This is a genomic window from Nocardia sp. NPDC057455, from assembly GCF_042802775.1.
Lineage (GTDB): Bacteria > Actinomycetota > Actinomycetes > Mycobacteriales > Mycobacteriaceae > Nocardia.
The window spans coordinates 1-15641 of sequence record NZ_JBHVDM010000009.1 but is presented as its reverse complement, the minus strand read 5'-3'; the positions used below and the strand labels follow the sequence as shown (position 1 = coordinate 15641).

At 66.6% G+C, this 15641-nt stretch carries 15 protein-coding genes and 1 pseudogene; 4 read left to right on the top strand and 12 right to left on the bottom strand.

Annotated elements, in window-relative coordinates:
* Nucleotides 1-55: 55 nt before the first annotated feature.
* A complete protein-coding gene (locus ACFU5M_RS05505) occupies nucleotides 56-313 on the bottom strand; it encodes a winged helix-turn-helix transcriptional regulator (protein ID WP_379044161.1) in 258 nt (85 codons plus the stop codon).
* 265 nt (nucleotides 314-578) lie between these two features.
* Here ACFU5M_RS05505 and ACFU5M_RS05500 point away from each other — a divergent pair, with 265 nt between their 5' ends.
* Nucleotides 579-1073, top strand: coding sequence for a carboxymuconolactone decarboxylase family protein (locus tag ACFU5M_RS05500; RefSeq protein WP_379044158.1), 495 nt, complete (start codon nucleotides 579-581; stop codon nucleotides 1071-1073).
* Nucleotides 1074-1284: 211 nt separating this feature from the next.
* Here ACFU5M_RS05500 and ACFU5M_RS05495 read toward each other — a convergent pair whose 3' ends face one another.
* Nucleotides 1285-2526: an epoxide hydrolase family protein gene (locus ACFU5M_RS05495; RefSeq protein ID WP_379044155.1), complete on the bottom strand. Its 1242-nt coding sequence runs from the start codon at nucleotides 2524-2526 to the stop codon at nucleotides 1285-1287.
* Nucleotides 2527-2612: 86 nt separating this feature from the next.
* Between ACFU5M_RS05495 and ACFU5M_RS05490 the strand changes: the two genes are divergently transcribed.
* The gene (locus tag ACFU5M_RS05490) at nucleotides 2613-3050 is read left to right on the top strand and encodes a MarR family winged helix-turn-helix transcriptional regulator (RefSeq protein ID WP_379044152.1); all 438 of its coding nucleotides are present in this window, start codon (nucleotides 2613-2615) and stop codon (nucleotides 3048-3050) included.
* Nucleotides 3051-3150: 100 nt separating this feature from the next.
* Here ACFU5M_RS05490 and ACFU5M_RS05485 read toward each other — a convergent pair whose 3' ends face one another.
* The 8 genes from ACFU5M_RS05485 to ACFU5M_RS05450 form a co-directional block, all read right to left on the bottom strand.
* On the bottom strand, nucleotides 3151-4161 hold the full coding sequence (locus ACFU5M_RS05485) for a DUF5914 domain-containing protein (protein ID WP_379044149.1): 1011 nt from the start codon (nucleotides 4159-4161) through the stop codon (nucleotides 3151-3153).
* Entirely contained in the window at nucleotides 4158-5753 is a 1596-nt protein-coding gene (locus ACFU5M_RS05480) for an FAD-dependent oxidoreductase (protein WP_379044146.1), read from the bottom strand. The genes ACFU5M_RS05485 and ACFU5M_RS05480 overlap by 4 nt, the downstream gene beginning before the upstream one ends.
* The gene (locus ACFU5M_RS05475) at nucleotides 5750-6082 is read right to left on the bottom strand and encodes a lycopene cyclase domain-containing protein (protein ID WP_379044143.1); all 333 of its coding nucleotides are present in this window, start codon (nucleotides 6080-6082) and stop codon (nucleotides 5750-5752) included. Before ACFU5M_RS05475 ends, ACFU5M_RS05480 begins: the two co-directional genes overlap by 4 nt.
* Nucleotides 6079-6432, bottom strand: coding sequence for a lycopene cyclase domain-containing protein (locus ACFU5M_RS05470; RefSeq protein WP_379044140.1), 354 nt, complete (start codon nucleotides 6430-6432; stop codon nucleotides 6079-6081). The genes ACFU5M_RS05475 and ACFU5M_RS05470 overlap by 4 nt, the downstream gene beginning before the upstream one ends.
* 9 nt (nucleotides 6433-6441) lie before the next feature.
* On the bottom strand, nucleotides 6442-7446 hold the full coding sequence (locus ACFU5M_RS05465) for a phytoene/squalene synthase family protein (RefSeq protein ID WP_379044137.1): 1005 nt from the start codon (nucleotides 7444-7446) through the stop codon (nucleotides 6442-6444).
* 130 nt (nucleotides 7447-7576) lie between these two features.
* Nucleotides 7577-8854, bottom strand: a complete 1278-nt coding sequence (locus ACFU5M_RS05460; RefSeq protein ID WP_379044134.1) for a nucleotide disphospho-sugar-binding domain-containing protein — start codon at nucleotides 8852-8854, stop codon at nucleotides 7577-7579.
* 557 nt (nucleotides 8855-9411) lie between these two features.
* Nucleotides 9412-10608 (bottom strand): hypothetical protein, encoded by a 1197-nt coding sequence (locus tag ACFU5M_RS05455; RefSeq protein ID WP_379044131.1) that lies wholly within the window; start codon nucleotides 10606-10608, stop codon nucleotides 9412-9414.
* Between the two features lie 268 nt (nucleotides 10609-10876).
* The gene (locus ACFU5M_RS05450; RefSeq protein ID WP_379044128.1) at nucleotides 10877-11866 is read right to left on the bottom strand and encodes a YeiH family protein; all 990 of its coding nucleotides are present in this window, start codon (nucleotides 11864-11866) and stop codon (nucleotides 10877-10879) included.
* Between the two features lie 118 nt (nucleotides 11867-11984).
* Between ACFU5M_RS05450 and ACFU5M_RS05445 the strand changes: the two are divergent.
* Nucleotides 11985-12909, top strand: a pseudogene (locus ACFU5M_RS05445) (LysR substrate-binding domain-containing protein).
* Between the two features lie 287 nt (nucleotides 12910-13196).
* On the opposite strand, the gene ACFU5M_RS05440 reads toward ACFU5M_RS05445, so the two are convergent.
* Both ACFU5M_RS05440 and ACFU5M_RS05435 read right to left on the bottom strand, forming a co-directional pair.
* Nucleotides 13197-13565 carry a hypothetical protein gene (locus ACFU5M_RS05440; RefSeq protein WP_379044125.1) on the bottom strand — a complete coding sequence of 123 codons (369 nt, stop codon included), beginning with the start codon at nucleotides 13563-13565 and terminating at the stop codon, nucleotides 13197-13199.
* A 77-nt stretch (nucleotides 13566-13642) separates the two neighbouring features.
* Nucleotides 13643-14131 carry a DUF6924 domain-containing protein gene (locus tag ACFU5M_RS05435; RefSeq protein WP_379044411.1) on the bottom strand — a complete coding sequence of 163 codons (489 nt, stop codon included), beginning with the start codon at nucleotides 14129-14131 and terminating at the stop codon, nucleotides 13643-13645.
* Nucleotides 14132-14602: 471 nt separating this feature from the next.
* Between ACFU5M_RS05435 and ACFU5M_RS05430 the strand changes: the two genes are divergently transcribed.
* A partial coding sequence (locus ACFU5M_RS05430; protein ID WP_379044122.1) for a HAMP domain-containing protein occupies nucleotides 14603-15641 on the top strand: 1039 nt, incomplete at its 3' end.

The window sequence follows — 15641 nt, the reverse complement described above, 5'->3', positions numbered from 1 at the left end:
CTGTCGCTCCGACGCGGCTGATGAACGCGATCATCGGCGATGTGTACGACACGCGTCAGGGCTCACCCCATCGCTGCGCCCAAACCTGCAGGGGCGCGAGGGACGCGATCAGGTCGCGGCCATCAGTGCTCAACCGGTAACCGTCGGCATCCGTCTCGACGATGCCGGCCGCCCGCAGCTCACGCAGCCGATCATTGAGGACGCTCGCGGATACCCCGCCCGTCCGAGTCTGCAAACCGCGGAAGGTCGCGCCCGTGCCGTCACGCAGTTCCCACAGCACGCGCAGGGCCCAGCGCCGGCCCAGCAAATCCAACAGCACCATGATCGGGCGGCCAGTACGGGACCCCCGAACGGGTTCACCGACCGATGGCCGCTTGCCCGCTTCGGATTCCGAAGCTACCATACCGATACCGTCCTTGCTCTGTTTTTCGAAGCAACTGGGCGATTTTAGCATCACATCCGGAACGGTTCGCCGGCTCGACCGAAGCACGAGGTTCTGACCTATGACCATCGCACCGCGCATCGCCCCACTCCAGCCGCCGTACGCACCCGTTGTCGACGCTCAGCTCAGGAGGTGGATGCCGAGGGATACCGCGCTCGAACCACTGATCTTGTTCCGCACCCTGGCCGTTCACGATGAACTCTTCTCGCGGATGCGCCCGCTCGGGGCCGGCATCCTCGGCCACGGCCGGGTGCCGCCGCGTGATCGCGAGATCGTCATCCACCGCACCTGCGCCAGAGCGGGCGCGGAGTACGAATGGGGCGTCCACGCCGTGCTCCAAGGTCCCGAGGTCGGGTTGACCGCCGCCCAAATCGATGCCGCCGCAACCGGTTCCGCCGACGATCCGGCATGGACCGAGGCAGATACCGTCCTGGTGCGTATGGCCGACGAACTCTTCGACACCGCCGACATCTCCGATGACGTGTGGTCGATACTGGCCGAACGCTACGCGAACGACCAGATCCTCGAACTGATTATCACAGCAGGCTGGTATCGCCTGCTCAGCACCGTGATCACCAGCGCACGCATCGACGCCGAACCGTGGGCCCGCCGCTTCCCCGCCCGCGACTGACCACGGCTCCGCTGAACGGGGTGGTTCGCTCCGCCGAGATTCTTTCCCGTCGGCCGTGTGGTGATCGCACTCGTACCTGCGCCGCACCGGTCGCGTGGCGGGCCCCGGATAGCAAGCTGTTATCCGGGGGCGACGAGACGTTCGGGCAGGTTGCCGAAGTGCGCCAGACGCGGTAGTGGCGGTATTCGGCCGGTGCTGCGTTTGCCGCGTTTCAGCGGCGGCCCCGGAAGGTGCGGCGTAGATCGCCGGTCCATTGGTCCGGGATCTCCCAGGGAATGAAGTGGCCGCCGCGGTCGTGGACGGTGAGGTTGACGTGGTTGTACCACTGCGCGCGGTCGCTTGCGCGGAAGTGTTCGACGCGTTGGGCGGTGCTGATGCCGGGCGGGTTCTCGTAGCCGACGAAGGTGATGCCGGTCGGGGCCTGCACCACCGGGAGGCGGTCGTGAGAGGGCGTCCAGGGGTAACGGTTGTGGTTGGCGTAGAGCCGTATCGAGGTGCCGATGGTGTTGGTCGCCCAGTAGATCGTGGCATGTGTGAGGAGATCGTCTCTGCTGAACACGGTTTCGATGTCGCCGCCGTTGTCGCTCCATTTGCACCAACGTTCCAGTATCCATGCCAGCATCCCCGCCGGGGAATCGGACAGGGCGTGGGCGAGGGTGCTCGGGGCGAGAAGGTGCGCGGCAAGGTGGACGGCGAAACGCTTGTCCAGCTCCATGATTCGTGCGCGTGCCGCGGGGGGCAGGTCGTCGGCAATCGGCAGTCCGCCGCTGAAGTCCCAGGCGCGATCGCCGTTGAACAGGGTGAGTTTCAGTCCGGATCCGATGTGGATGGCATACAACTCGTCGGCGTACTTGTGGCCCAGCTGCGCGGTGACCAGCGCGCCCACGTCGCACCCGGCGGCACCGTACTTCTCGTAGCCCAGAACATCGGTCATGAGTGCGTGCCAGAGGTCGGCGACCTTCCAGAAGTTCATATCCGGGCGGTTCGTCAGCGGGCTGGAGAACCCGAAGCCGGGAAACGAAGGCACGATCACGTCGAACGCCTCGGCCGGATCACCGCCGTGCGCTCCCGGGTCCGCCAGCAAGTCGGCGACCTTGGACCAATGCCAGAACGTCCACGGCCAGCCATGTGTCAGAATCAGCGGCGTAGGATCCGGCCCGACGCCGGGCCTGCGCATGAAATGCACCGGTACACGGTCGATTTCGACCATGAAATGCTGGTAGGTGTTGATCTCGGCCTCGGCGGCGCGCCAGTCGTATCCGCTGCGCCAGTAGTCCACGAGCTCTCGGAGATAGCTGCGCGGTACGCCGTAATACCAGTCCTCATTGCCGACATCGTCGGGCAGGCGGGTCAGATCCAGGCGCTGCCGCAGGTCCGCGAGCACACTGTCGGGGACGTGAATCTTCGTCGGCGTCAAGGGGAACGGTCGGGCTTCGCGGGTTCTGTCGCTCATCTATCCTCCTGCGCCGTTGGTGGCGCCCACTTTACATAAATAGATTATTTAAGCAACTTCTATACGTCTCGGATATAGTTGCTGGAGTGGACGACATCGACACTTTCGACGTAGACGCCTTCGCCGCGGCAATCGAGGACTTCAACCGGGTCTACATCCGCATCCCGGTACGGGAAAAGCTGCCGTTCACCACACTGTCGGTGCTCGACACCCTGGCTCATCGGGGCCCGATGCGGCTGACCGATCTGACCGAGACCGAGCAGCTGACCCAGCCGGGAATCACTCAACTCATCGCGCGCTTGGAGCGCGACGGGCTGGTGCTGCGCCGCCGAGACCCTAGCGATGGACGGGCCGTGATCGTGCACCTCACCGAGGCAGGCCGACAGGTGCGGCAAACCCGCCACGACGACCGGGTCCGGTATCTGGCGCCGAAGGTCTCCGAGCTGAGCCCCGCACACCGTCGGGCACTGGCCGCCGCGCTGCCCGCCCTCACCCGGCTCGCCCAGCTGGAGCGAGAGCGCTGACACGTCGAAGTCTTCCCCGGCGACCTACCGCTCGCTTCCGCCAGCCGGTCGTAGCGACTGCACTCGCGGCGAACACCGTCTACGCCGGAGTTTCGACTGCCTACCGACGGCGCGTACGCAATTGATACCGGCGCTCCGCGTACGCCAAGTCGTCACGCCACAGCCGTGTCGCGACGCGAGCCATCAGCGGCCGCAACACCGGCAGGGCCCGGCGCGCGTGCCGGAACCCCGGCCGCTCCGAGTTCGCGATCACGGCCTCGATCACCGCGGTACGCGCCCGGCCGTCGGGGCCGGGGCCCACCGGGGTCGCGTGGGTTTCGACCACGCTTCCCGTTCCTTCACCGGAAACGATTCGCATCACGATGGTGCGCGGATCCGTGCAGGTGAACTCGGCCTCGACGGGCACCCCGAACCGGCGGGTTACGCGGAAGGTCACGGTGAGCTGAAACCGATGATTCTCCTCGGTGATTCCGTGCCGCGGCGGGGCCTGCGTCACCTCCAGGCGGGTGAACGAGTACGGATGCAACCATGAGCCGTGCCAGGGGTCGAGTCGGTTCGCGATGATGTCGCGGGGCTCGCACACGCCGGTCAAGCGCGTCACCGCGTGGACGGTGGTGTCGGCGGGGCGCGGGCCGATGATCGGTGTGTCGGTGGGCGTCTGCTCTCCGATCGTGTCCAGCCGCACCCAGGCCAGTACGCCGTCGTCGTAACAGGGATACGGGCACCATCGGGCGGATCCGGTCGCCTCTACCCGCAGACCATGCCATCGGCAGATCAGTGCGGCGTTATCGACCTGCGCCTCGGCAAGCGGTGCTCCCAGGTGCGGACACGCTCCCGGACCGACGTGCAGGACGTTCCGCTCGTCACGCCAGGCAACGAGTTCGATCCCGCCGATGGTCGCGCTCACCGGACGGTCGCGACCGATACTGCGACTGGCGGCGAAGGTGTACCAGTTACCCGAGGGAAGCTGTTGTGACCATCGCAGTGCGGCCGCGATCAGACCGGGGTCGGCATCCCCGTGGGTCGGCCGCTGATGGGACCACTCTTGCGGCGAGAACCTCTGTAGCGGAACGTCTTTCGGCCATCCGCCGAACTCGGCACGTTTGCTCACGGCGTCCCCTTGCGCGTGGCGAGCGTGCGTAGGATCGCCGATCGGCCCTGGCTGGGGACCGTCTGCAAATCGTGTCCCGCGCCTGCCCACTGGCGCGCCAGCGTGTTGGCCGCGATCCAGCCGGTGGTCGCGGCGCGTTCCATCAGAGCCACCGGCAGGTCGACGCGTATGCCGTCACCGGCCAGGACCAACCGGGGGTGCGGAGTCGACACGCCGGGCCGTCGAACGAAGTCTCCGGGCGCGAACCGTGGGCAATCCTGCCGCCACAGCGTGGTCTCCCCCACGATGCGGGCCTCGGCAGTCTCGGGGTAGAGCTGGTGCAGCCGGGCCAGCAACCGGTCGCGCACGTCGTCACGCACCGCGCGGCGCGGTATCTCGTCCGCGACGGCGTAGGCATGCAATTCGACGACACTTCCACCGTTTCCGCGTGCCCAGTCCGCTGCTTGCTTCTCATACCTGTTCACCACGCTGATGTTGTCGAGCGGATCCAAGTTTCCGGTACCGAGGAAGCTCGGACGGTCGGCGCGCACCGGCTGGTTCAGCCACAGACGATGCACGGCGAAGGACGGCGCGACAGCCATCTGGGCTATCCGAGCACGCCATGGGTCATTGCCGAGCGCGGGGGACGCGGCGACGATCCGGCGCAACCCGGTGATGTCGACGGCCAGTACCACCGCGTCGGCGGCCGTCTCCGCGCCGGTGTCGTCGAACACTCGGAACCCGGTCGAGTCGTCGGTATCGATGCGGTCGACGCACACGCCCATATGGAAGCGGACCGTGCCTGGCCGCTCGGGCACTCGCGGCGCGGTGAGGTAGTCCGCGAGCGGCGTCCACAGGCTGACGTCGAAATTGTCCTCTGCCACATCGAAGAGCAGACCTTCGCTGGAGCCCAGGAAGTAGATGTGGAACATCGTGGCCAGTTCGGCGGCGGACATGTGCTGGGGAGCGACGAAGAAGCTGCGCGAGAAGACTTCGAATGCGAGGTGGCGGGCCGCGTCGGGGAAGTTCACGCGACGCAGAAACGTCTCCGCATCCAGGTGGTCGATCCGGTGGTAGATGTCCGGGACCGAGACCGCGGCCAGTGGCGCGGCGGCGCGTGGGTCCATACGGATCAGATCACGTAGTCGGAAGGTCGGGCTGCGCAGCGCGAAGGCGAGCGCATTCCACGGTGGAGTGCTCGGAAGATGGCGAAAGGTGTCGCGGCGGCCCTCGGCATCGATGAGCGGGTAGTCGTCGAGCCGGCGCAGCCTGCGTAATCGCGGATCGGTGCGGGCCAGCAATTTCCGCAAGTTGTAATACTGCGCGAAGAAAGCGTGGAAGCCGCGATTCATTCCGACCGTGCTGCGATCGGCAAGCCGCTCGGTCCAGCCACCGACACGCCCACCCAAATACCGCTCCCGTTCGATGACCTCGACGTCGAATCCTCTTTCGGCCAACCCCGTCGCGGCCGCCAAGCCCGCGATCCCGGCACCGACCACAACGACGCGCGGACGCCGAGCGCCGCGGCCGACGTCCAGGTGGCCTGCGGCTGCGGGATAGCGCACTCGGCGGGGATCCGCGCGGCGCCGAGAAGCCGATGCGGCAAGCCTCATCGCCGCCCACCGCTCTGCCGCTGCCGTGTCCGCTCCCAGCCCAGAAGCACCGATGTCACCAGAACGAATCCGAACAGGAAGTCTTCCACCGGGATATCCCACGGGAATCGGAGTCCGAGGACGTGTTCCGGGTTGTACCGCACGATCGGCGCGTCGAGCCTGGTCAACCACCCGTCGACGGGGATTTGGAACCCAAGGACGATGAGCATCGTCAACCAGTAGCCGGGACGCCGGAACAGCCCGGTCCGTAACAGCGCGCACTCGACCAGACACACAATCACGACCGCCACTACTGCGGGCACCGTGTACCCCCACCCCACCGAGTTCATCGTCGCAGCCCTCTCGTCGCGCTTCTGCTGCCGCGGCGGCGGCCTGCACCGAGCAGCGTCTCGACCGCGACGTAGGTGAGCAGTCCGCACATCGGGACAACGATGAAGAACAGCAGCTCCTCCAGCGGAATCGAGCCGGGCAGGAACACGCCGAGCAGATAGCGGGAGTTGAAATCCCACACGCCGGCGGCAATCGCCACCAGGTCCCAGACCACGAACACCGTGACGGTGGGTAGCAGCGCGCCGAACAACAGCCGCGGCCTGCGGTAGACACCAGGACCGAGAAACTCCAGCGGAGCCGTCAGCAACAGGCAGGCGAGGAGAACAAGGAGATAGCGCCAATGGTCCATACCAACACCTCACGTGTTCTCACGCGGATCGGCGGAATCGAGCCGTGAAGCGGAATCATCCGGGGTGACGCGCGCAGTGCTCGGCCTGGGCGGTCCCGCTGGTCGCCGTGCCCACCACGCTCGTAGCTGGCCCGCCGCGCCGACCTGCAGCCGCCGACCGGTTCCGACTCGGGCACGTCGGCCGAACACTTCGAAATCCGCAGCTTCGATGCGGTCGAGTATCTCTGCGTACAACGTCGCTGCGGTCGTCACGCACGGCCGCGAGCGGGGGGCGAGTAATTCGATCCCAGCGAGCGCGTATTCGTAGACTTTCCTGGTGATCGCGTGTTGTGCCGCCAAAGCGCGACGGACTCGCGGCTCGACCCGGCGGTGTTGGCGGCACCAGAACAGCAACTCACGGTCCACACCGTGTGCGGCCAGCTCGTCAGCGGGCAGATAGACGCGGTTACGAGCCAGGTCCTCGTCGACATCACGCAGGAAGTTCGTCAACTGGAATGCCTTGCCGAGGGCGGCGGCGTACGGCGCGGCGGCCGCCGAGTCCGTGGTGCCCAGCACCGGCAGCAGCTGCAGCCCGATCACCTCCGCCGAACCGTAGACGTAGCTATCCAGCGCGGCGCGGTCCGGATAGTCGGTGACGGAAAGATCCATACGCATCGAGGCCAGGAACGCACTGAACAAATAATTAGGTATCCCGTAGGTCTCGGCGGTGTGTAGCACTGCGGCCGATACCGGATCACCACCGGTGTCCCCGGCTTCGAATTGCCGTGCCAGCCCATCCAATCGGGCAGCACGGTCGGCCGTTGACGAATGCGGGTCGAATGCGTCCAAGATGTCGTCGGCGCGCCGCGCGAATCCGTACAGCGCGTGCACGGCGGGCCGTTGATCGGGCGCGAGCAACCGAGTGGCGAGAAAGAATGTCTTCCCATCGCGAGCGTTGATTTCGCGGCAAACTCGATACGACTGCCGCAGTCCCTGCTCCGTGATGCCGGCGGCGTCGAGCTCCGCGCGCATCATGGCCACCTCCTCAGCAGCACGAATGGCGGGTATCGGCGGACACTCGAGATCGAGACTTCACGCTGTCGCCGATGCTTGTGCCAGAACACGTCCGGCGGCCGCAGCGGTTCGAACGATGCCGCAACGATTGTCATTTTTCGTTCCCTGCTCTCGGATGCCCTTCTTGGATGGCGGGTGCGGATACGGCGCGCCGAGGGCCGGCGGCCACTTCCATCAATGCGGCCGCGACGGCGTCGAAGGGGGACCGATCCGCGATTTCCGACGCCAACCGGTTTGCCGCGTCACGGAAGCTGCCGGATCCCAGCACCCTGTCGACCGCCGCCGTGATGGCAGCGGGCCGCGGCCGGGCGGTGCCGAGATCGATGCCTGCGCCGACGTATGCCACGCGGGCCGCGGTTTCAGGCTTGTCCGCAGTATCGCCCGCGACGATCAACGGCACTCCGTAGCGCAGTGCTTCGTTCACGCCGCCGTAGCCACCGTTGGTAATCATCACGTCGACCCGTGGCAAAAGCCGGTCGTAGGGGATGAAATCGGCGGCATACGCGTTCGCGGGCAGAGATCCGATCGGCGTGCGCGAGCCACCGGTACACGCGACGACCAGTAGATCGGGGCGTCGGCTCAGCGCCGAGAGCGACGGTCGGAGCAACTGGTCGAAACACCGATTGTCCCATGTGCCCTGCGTGACATGGACGATCTTTCTCGCATCATTCGAAGCAGGCCACCAGCTAGGCACGGCGACATCCGTGGCGACAGGAGTCGGAATCGGTCCAACGAACACGACCGATGGCGACAGGTCGTGTCGCGGGTATTCGAATCCCGGCACAGTGAACTGCAGGATTCGATCGGCGAGCAGGGGCCAATCGAGCAGAAAAGCCGGCGCGGGCCCCAGGTCGAGCCCGCGCAGCATTACCTCGAGCTTCGCCTGGACGCCACGAAAAAGCACCTGCTGCACAAACCGGTTCATGGCCGTGTAATCACGACCGGTTCGCGGCTGCCAGCCGGTCCCGAACGGCGGGCAGGCCGCGCTGGACAGCATCAACGGAACGACGCCGCAGGCGATCACCGGCGGACGTTCTCGCTGCGACAAGAGCAGCGGAATGGCCCCGGTGAACATCACATCGACCAGGACCACATCGAAGTCCGTGCGATCCAGCTCAGCGCATAGTGCACGGTACTGCGCTGTGATCGGGGCGAGAAATGCGGACTGCAACTCCGCCCGCCCGGTTCGCCACCGCCGAATCAGGTTCATGGCCCTGCCACGCGGTAACGCGGCGGGCGCGACCTCCGCATCGCGAGGTAGCGGCGTGAATTCGACACCTTGCGCTCGAATGGACGTGCCGAACGCTGTCCCGGTAAGCAAGCGCACCTGATCCCCACGCCGCCGCAACTCGGCCGCGACGGCCTGCATGGGTGCCACATGCCCCGTTATCGGACTCGCTGCCAAAAGGTATCGAGCCATGCCCAGATTCCTTCGCTGATCTCTCGACACATCGCAATGGTTTCGAGCGTGGCCGCCGTATCAAGTCGTCGGCTCGATATCGCCGACTCGCGAACCATGGTTTTCCCGCCGGGTAGCGCAGGGTCCAACAGGAAAACGATCGAGTACGCACCCGGCGTGCATCCAGATCAATTGTGGCAAATTTCGGAGGCGCATCGGACTGAACGCGCAGAAGACGCGCCGATTCGGGTCGAGTGTCCAGTTGGTGGCGGTGGACGTGATGATTCTGACCGCCACGACCGCGCCGGAGCCCCCGCACGGCAGAGGTGACTTGCCGTGCGCATGGAGGTGCTGCGCGGCGCGGCTGCATCTCGACCAGCGGCGATCAGATGGCACGGACGAGACGTCAGCGGCCACAGATGCCGGGTACCGCCATGAGTCCCCCCTGCGAGTGGCGGGTTCGAATGCGTTCGAGCGTCACCGCCGCCCCGGGTTGGTGCGGGTGATCGTCGCAGGTCACCCGATGATCACTGCGCCCGGTGGAAACCGGGAGATGCGACAGACAGGCGCAATCTGTCATCGCGGTGGCTCAGGGTGAGTTCGTACCAGTCGGCGGTGCGGCCGTGGGCGACGATACCCTCGGCGTCGGTGGACAACGTCACTTCCCAACCGTGCTGCTCCCAGATTCGGACGATCACGGGCGGATAGAGTTCCGCGCGGTCGGGGGCCGGGGGGTCGAGGAAGTAGCGGGCCTCGAGCCGGTCGACCTGGTAGATATTGCCCGCGTCGTCGTCGAATGGCAGCACCGTCTCGCCCTCGAGGCCCACTTGCGGGTGGATCCCGATCTGACCACTCAGGGCTTCGCGTAGCTCGGCGACGAGGTCACGGATACGGTCGCGGGCAGTGCGCTCGGTGAGCTCGCGACTCCACACCACCGCCCGCGCTGCCTGCGGCACGGACATGCTCGCCTGCCGCAGTTCTTCCGGTGTCGGCACTGTCGCGGGGACGGCGACCTCGGATGCGCGATCACGTGGCAACTCGAAGCCATAGCTCATCAGTTCATCGAAGGTCTGGGCGAAGTCCAAGGGCCGATCCAGATGTCCGTATGCCTCCCAGCCGACGGTGCCACCCGGCAGGTCGGGAGAGACGAAATAGCGTGTATCGCCAAGGCCTTTCGCGATGAGCATCGCCCGTTTACCCGGGATGCCCTCGCCTGTCGCCCAGTTGCGGACGGGATCGTTCAAGTTCAGCGCATGGTATGTCCGCATGTCACGGGGGCGGGTGGGGCCGTAGGAGATCCCATCGAGGTCGGTGAATCCCGCGTGCACCGTGGCGAGGAACACCCGTAGCGGCTCGGGCAACGCCTCCCAGAACGGCGGCCGGTCGGCGCCGAACGTGTCGGGGTCCCATCCGATTCGGAACTCGTGCGGCGCGAATGGCTTTCGCAGGGCATACAGCAGCACCCAGTCGCCACGCAGCAGGCAGACCCGCACATCGTCGAGACATTCGGCCAACACAGCCCCGAACCGAGGCAACAGGTCGACGAACAAGTCGAAGTTCCACAAAGCCACAGCGGCGGAGCGGCGAGCACGCGAATCGCCACCGCCGGCGATCCCGGCCCACCGGGCCGGTACATGCGCCGCGGCCGACGAGCCCTCCTCGACCAACAATGCCGAGCTGGAACCGAATTCCGCGACTACTCGCGCGAAGTCGACAGTATCCACGGCATCTATCGAACCGCATCCCCACCGCTGACACGTTCGGTGCTCGCACGACGCGGTGGCGGCGGCCGTATCGAACCGGAATAGCCGGTTCGATCCCGTGAGTCGGCGCGCGTGACGCGATCGAGGACGCGGCAGCCATCTTCCAGGCACTGTCCACCGGTTCCTCGCCCGCGGAAGCGATGACCGCCCGGCGGCAGCAGATCGCCGCCGACCGGGAACGGGTCGTGCCGCCCTACCGCAGCACCGAGAACTAGGTGCCGGATCACCGTTACCGCCAACCGGTGCAGAGTTGCAGGGCCAGGCTGGAGGTTCCGAGTGCGAGGGCGAGGATGCCGCCGAAGAGCAGGGGGCGGTGGCCTGCGGTGCGTAGACGCTGCGGTGTGAGGGTGGTCCCGATGGCAGCCAGGACTACGGCGATCAGCCAGGCACTGAGGCGGCTCAGGGTCGGCATCCAGGAAGAGGGAATCACGCCGGTGGCGGAGAGGGCCGAAGCGGCGACGAACAGCACGACGAACAGCGGGATGGTGCGCCACAGCGGCGTGGCGGCGCCACGGTCGCGGCGGATTCCGAGATACAGCCCGACACACATCGGAATGATCGCCAGGCTGCGTACCAGTTTGACGATCACGGCGAAATGCGCCGCGGCGGAACCGAAGACCAGCCCGGCGGCCAGCACCGAGGATGTGTCGTTGATGGCGGTACCCGCCCACAGACCGAATGCCTCTTCGGACATGCCGAGCAGGTGGCCGAGCGGCGGATAGACGAGCACGGCGACGACATTGAAGACGAAGATGGTGCCGAGAGCGTAGGCGACGCGATCGCGGTCGGGTTTCAGGACGGCGGTGGCGGCGGCGATCGCGGAAGCGCCGCAGATGGTGCTGCCCACTGCCACCAGGATGGCCGATTCCCGATCCAGCGCCAGTAGCCTGCCTGCGACGACCGCTGCCAGTGCGCCGACGACCAGTGTGCCGAGCAGCACCAGCATGGTGCTGCGGCCCACGCTGACGACCGCGCCGACGGGCAGGCCGAGCCCGAGCACGACGATGGCGGCACCCAGTAGTCGCTGCTGCGCCGAGGCCAGGCCGGGCGCGAAACGCTCGTCCCTGGTTCGGCGCGCGAACACCCCGAATATCGCGCCACCCGCCAGCGCGAGCACGGGCGCACCGAGGGCGGGCCATACCGCGCCCGCGTATGTCGCGGCGGTGGCGAGCCCGGCCGCCGCCAGAAAGCCAGGACCGTGCCGGCGAATAATCGTCATCTTCGAGACGATCGCGGCAAACCACTCGTTCCGGTAGCCATCGTGATGACAGCACCTCATAAGCCACGCTGATGGGGTGCCGGATCTCGGCCCGGCTGGACTCGCCCATAATCTGCCCATGACGTTGCCGCCCGGGACACCTGATCTGGAGGTGCTGGACCTGCTCGTCTCCGTGGCGGAGCTGGGCAGCCTCGGCGCGGCCGGGCGCAGGCACGGCATCAGTCAGCCGGCGGTGAGCATGCGGATCAGCGCCCTGGAACGGCGGCTGCGACTGCGGCTGCTGGATCGCGGTCCGACCGGATCGGCGGTCACCGACGCCGGGCGTTCGGTCGTCGAGTATGCGCAAGCTGTGCTCGACGCGGCGCGTGCCTTCGGTGCGGGCGTGGCAGCCCTACACGCCGCCCAGGTTCCGCACTTGCGCATCGGCGTCGAAAACTCTTGCGGATCATCGAATCCCGCAGTGGCTCGGCGCACTCCGCGAATCGTGTCCTGAGGTGGCCGTGTCCCTCGAAGTGGACAACACCAGACATGTCGCGGAATTGGTCCGGAGCGGTCGGGCGGACGTCGGTTTCGTGGAGGGACCGCACCCGCCACCCGGCATGGGCAGTCGGGTGCTCGGCGTAGACGAACTGGTTGTCGTCGTCGCGCCCGGCCATCCGTGGGCACGGCGCCACCGTCCGGTGACGTTGCGTGAACTCGCCACCACTCCCCTGCTGTGGCGCGAGCCGGGTTCCGGCACTCGCGACACGGTCTGGGAGATCCTCGGTGCGGCATGCCAGCCTGCCCGTCCGGCCGCCGAACTGGGCTCGGCCGCGACCATCGTCGCGTCGGCCCGGGCCGGGGTCGCACCCGCGGTGCTGAGCCGGTTGATCGCGGAGTCCGACCTGGACAACGGAACCCTCACGGAAGTGAGAGTGGACGACACCATAGTGCTCGAGCGAAACTTCCGCGCCATCTGGCGCCGTCAAGCACCTCCATCGGGACCAGCGGAAGTTCTCGTCCGGTGCGCATCGGGCGGCGACCGTGGTGCGCGCAATCGGTAAGACTCCCGTGTCGCGATGCATTTTCGCGGGTTGCGGGGTCCGCGAAGATCGGACACCAGCCACCACGCGGGCGGCCGCGTTTTTCGAGACCGAGTTCCGCGCCGCCGGCATCCATATCCCCAGACCGGACGCCCGCTGCCCCCGCCGCGCTCCGGTCCTTCGGCTCGGAGACCGGGCGGGGGGCGGATCTCGCACCGGTAGTCCGGAGGTCAGGGCACGAGTTCGGCCGGTGACTTCCCGGGCATGCGGGCTCATCCAGTCTGCTCGATCCGTGCGGTGGCGATGCTCTACAGAAGCTCGATCCGACCAGGTTCGGGCAGCGCGCGTGGGCGTTCGTCGGTAAACCAGGCGTACTCGATTCCGCTGAGCCAGCCGTTCTCGACCCATAGAATGACCTCGCCGATCGGTGATCCGTTGCGGTCGGTGACCGTCCCGCTGGCGAATATCCCGTCCGGCGAACCGGATGCGTGCACCGCACCGGGTCGCACTGCGAGGTCGACGCTGGGTGAACCGATCCCCCAGGTCGCGACGACCTGCGAATACGGCACCTGCGCCAGGTACTCGGCGGCGCAGGCGCCGCCCGACGACAGCAGCTTGGTGACGACGCTGGTTTCGAGATCGGTCAGCATCCGCGGCTGAATCGGTGTACTACTCATCGGCCTAGTCGGTTCTCGCGCTGGATCCTCAGTTCTGAGCGCCGTTTACCGAGGCGGACCGAGGGCCTGCGGCCGCATCAGAAGCCGCGGAACACGCCGTCAGCGTCGGCACTGGTGGAGAAGTCCTCGAAGTCCATGTTCGAGAGGGACAGATTGTTCTCTACGGCCGGCATTTCGCTGGGCACCACACGAAAACTTGGAAAGCCCACCACGTCTGTATTCCCCCGGCTCGTATCCACGACGAGAATCGGATGCTCGGGATCGGTGACCGTTCGCTTGTCCACGAGAAACAGGTAGTAGGGCGGTGGCGCGGGCAGCATGCTCTCCAGCTTCTCCACTGTCAGAGCTTCGAAGCGGCGGTCGTCGACCGGCGTGATGCCCGCGTAGGCGAGTATCCCGTCACCGAGATCCCACGGTTGCAGAGCCGCGTCCACGGTTTCGGCCCAAGCGGCATCGTCAGCGAAATATGTTCTGATGAATAATGATTCACCGTCGGGCAGTATCACGTTCTCCTCCCTCGCCGAGGTCGGTCCCGTATCACCCGAACACATGGCCGTCACGATCACGGCCAACGTAGTCACCGCCACCGGACCGAACCGCACGAGCAGGAAGCCTACTCGTATCCTCAGCCCGGCCGGTGGCCCCACCGACCGGCGGTCCGGGCGCCCGCACCGAGTCCGCCGCCGGGAATACATCACAACCGCGCCACTGTCCGGCCGGAATGTCCCAGCTGCCGGATCGACGTCAGCTGTTACGAGGGTGGGCCGCCGGCACAGCGATCTGGATCGCGGAGTCGACCGACTGGTCGCAGCGATGCTCCGCTTCTTCGGCGCCGATCCGGTGCCGGCTCGTGCAGTGCACGGTGAGCCGATGATGTCGCGGACTCGTATTCGACAGACGTAGTGTTACCGGCGGGAACCGCCAGCGCAGCGCCGCGCGTCGGTGACTCGTCGTGCAGGTGTATCGGCGACTCGGCGTTCCCACTCGGACCGGATTGACTTCCGGTCTCGAACCGGTGGACCAGAACGAGGATGGCAATGACGGAGACAGCGGCGGCAGCCGTCCACACCGCGCCGGAGCAGGACGCTGCGGCCCCCGACCAAGTCGAGTTGCACCAACTGCTGGCCGGCTTGACCGCGGTACGCGACGGCGATTTCCGGACCCGGCTGCCGACGGACGCCGACGGGCTGCTCGGCGAGATCGCCACGGTGTTCAACGGCATGGTGGACCAGTTGTCACTGTTCACCTCCGAGGTGACCCGGGTGGCGCGCGAGGTCGGCACGGATGGGCGGCTGGGCGGTCAAGCCGAGGTGCCCGGCGTGTCCGGCACCTGGAAGGACCTCACCGATTCGGTGAACGCGATGGCAGGCAACCTGACCAGCCAGGTGCGTGACATCGCTCAGGTCGCGACGGCCGTGGCCCGCGGAGACCTGTCGCAGAAGATCGATGTGGACGCGCGCGGGGAGATTCTGGAGCTGAAGAACACCGTCAACACGATGGTCGACCAGCTTTCCGCGTTCGCGGACGAGGTGACGCGGGTAGCGCGTGAGGTGGGCTCGGAGGGCAGGCTGGGTGGCCAGGCCGAGGTGCCCGGTGTCGGCGGCGTGTGGCGCGACCTCACCGCCTCGGTGAACTTCATGGCAGGCAACCTCACAGACCAGGTCCGCAACATCGCCCAAGTGACGACCGCGGTCGCGCGTGGCGACCTGAGTCAGAAGATCACGGTGAGCGCGCGCGGCGAGATTCTGGAGCTGAAGAACACCATCAACACGATGGTCGACCAGCTGTCGTCGTTCGCCGACGAAGTCACCCGCGTCTCCCGCGAAGTGGGCACCGAAGGCATTCTCGGTGGTCAAGCGGATGTCAAGGGCGTTTCGGGCACGTGGCGCGACCTCACCGACTCGGTCAATTTCATGGCAGGCAACCTGACCGCACAGGTGCGGTCGATCGCCCAGGTCGCCACCGCCGTTGCGCGCGGCGACCTGACGCAGAACATCACGGTGGACGCGCGGGGCGAAATCCTGGAGCTGAAGAACACCATCAACACGATGGTCGACCAGCTGTCGTCGTTCGCCG

Coding starts and splice junctions, on each gene's coding strand:
- ACFU5M_RS05460 (WP_379044134.1), bottom strand. CDS start 8,854: ATGCAGGCCGTCGCGGCCGAGTTGCGGCGGCGTGGGGATCAGGTGCGC.
- ACFU5M_RS05450 (WP_379044128.1), bottom strand. CDS start 11,866: ATGACGATTATTCGCCGGCACGGTCCTGGCTTTCTGGCGGCGGCCGGG.
- ACFU5M_RS05475 (WP_379044143.1), bottom strand. CDS start 6,082: ATGAACTCGGTGGGGTGGGGGTACACGGTGCCCGCAGTAGTGGCGGTC.
- ACFU5M_RS05470 (WP_379044140.1), bottom strand. CDS start 6,432: ATGGACCATTGGCGCTATCTCCTTGTTCTCCTCGCCTGCCTGTTGCTG.
- ACFU5M_RS05480 (WP_379044146.1), bottom strand. CDS start 5,753: ATGAGGCTTGCCGCATCGGCTTCTCGGCGCCGCGCGGATCCCCGCCGA.
- ACFU5M_RS05500 (WP_379044158.1), top strand. CDS start 579: ATGCCGAGGGATACCGCGCTCGAACCACTGATCTTGTTCCGCACCCTG.
- ACFU5M_RS05465 (WP_379044137.1), bottom strand. CDS start 7,446: ATGATGCGCGCGGAGCTCGACGCCGCCGGCATCACGGAGCAGGGACTG.
- ACFU5M_RS05495 (WP_379044155.1), bottom strand. CDS start 2,526: ATGAGCGACAGAACCCGCGAAGCCCGACCGTTCCCCTTGACGCCGACG.
- ACFU5M_RS05440 (WP_379044125.1), bottom strand. CDS start 13,565: ATGAGTAGTACACCGATTCAGCCGCGGATGCTGACCGATCTCGAAACC.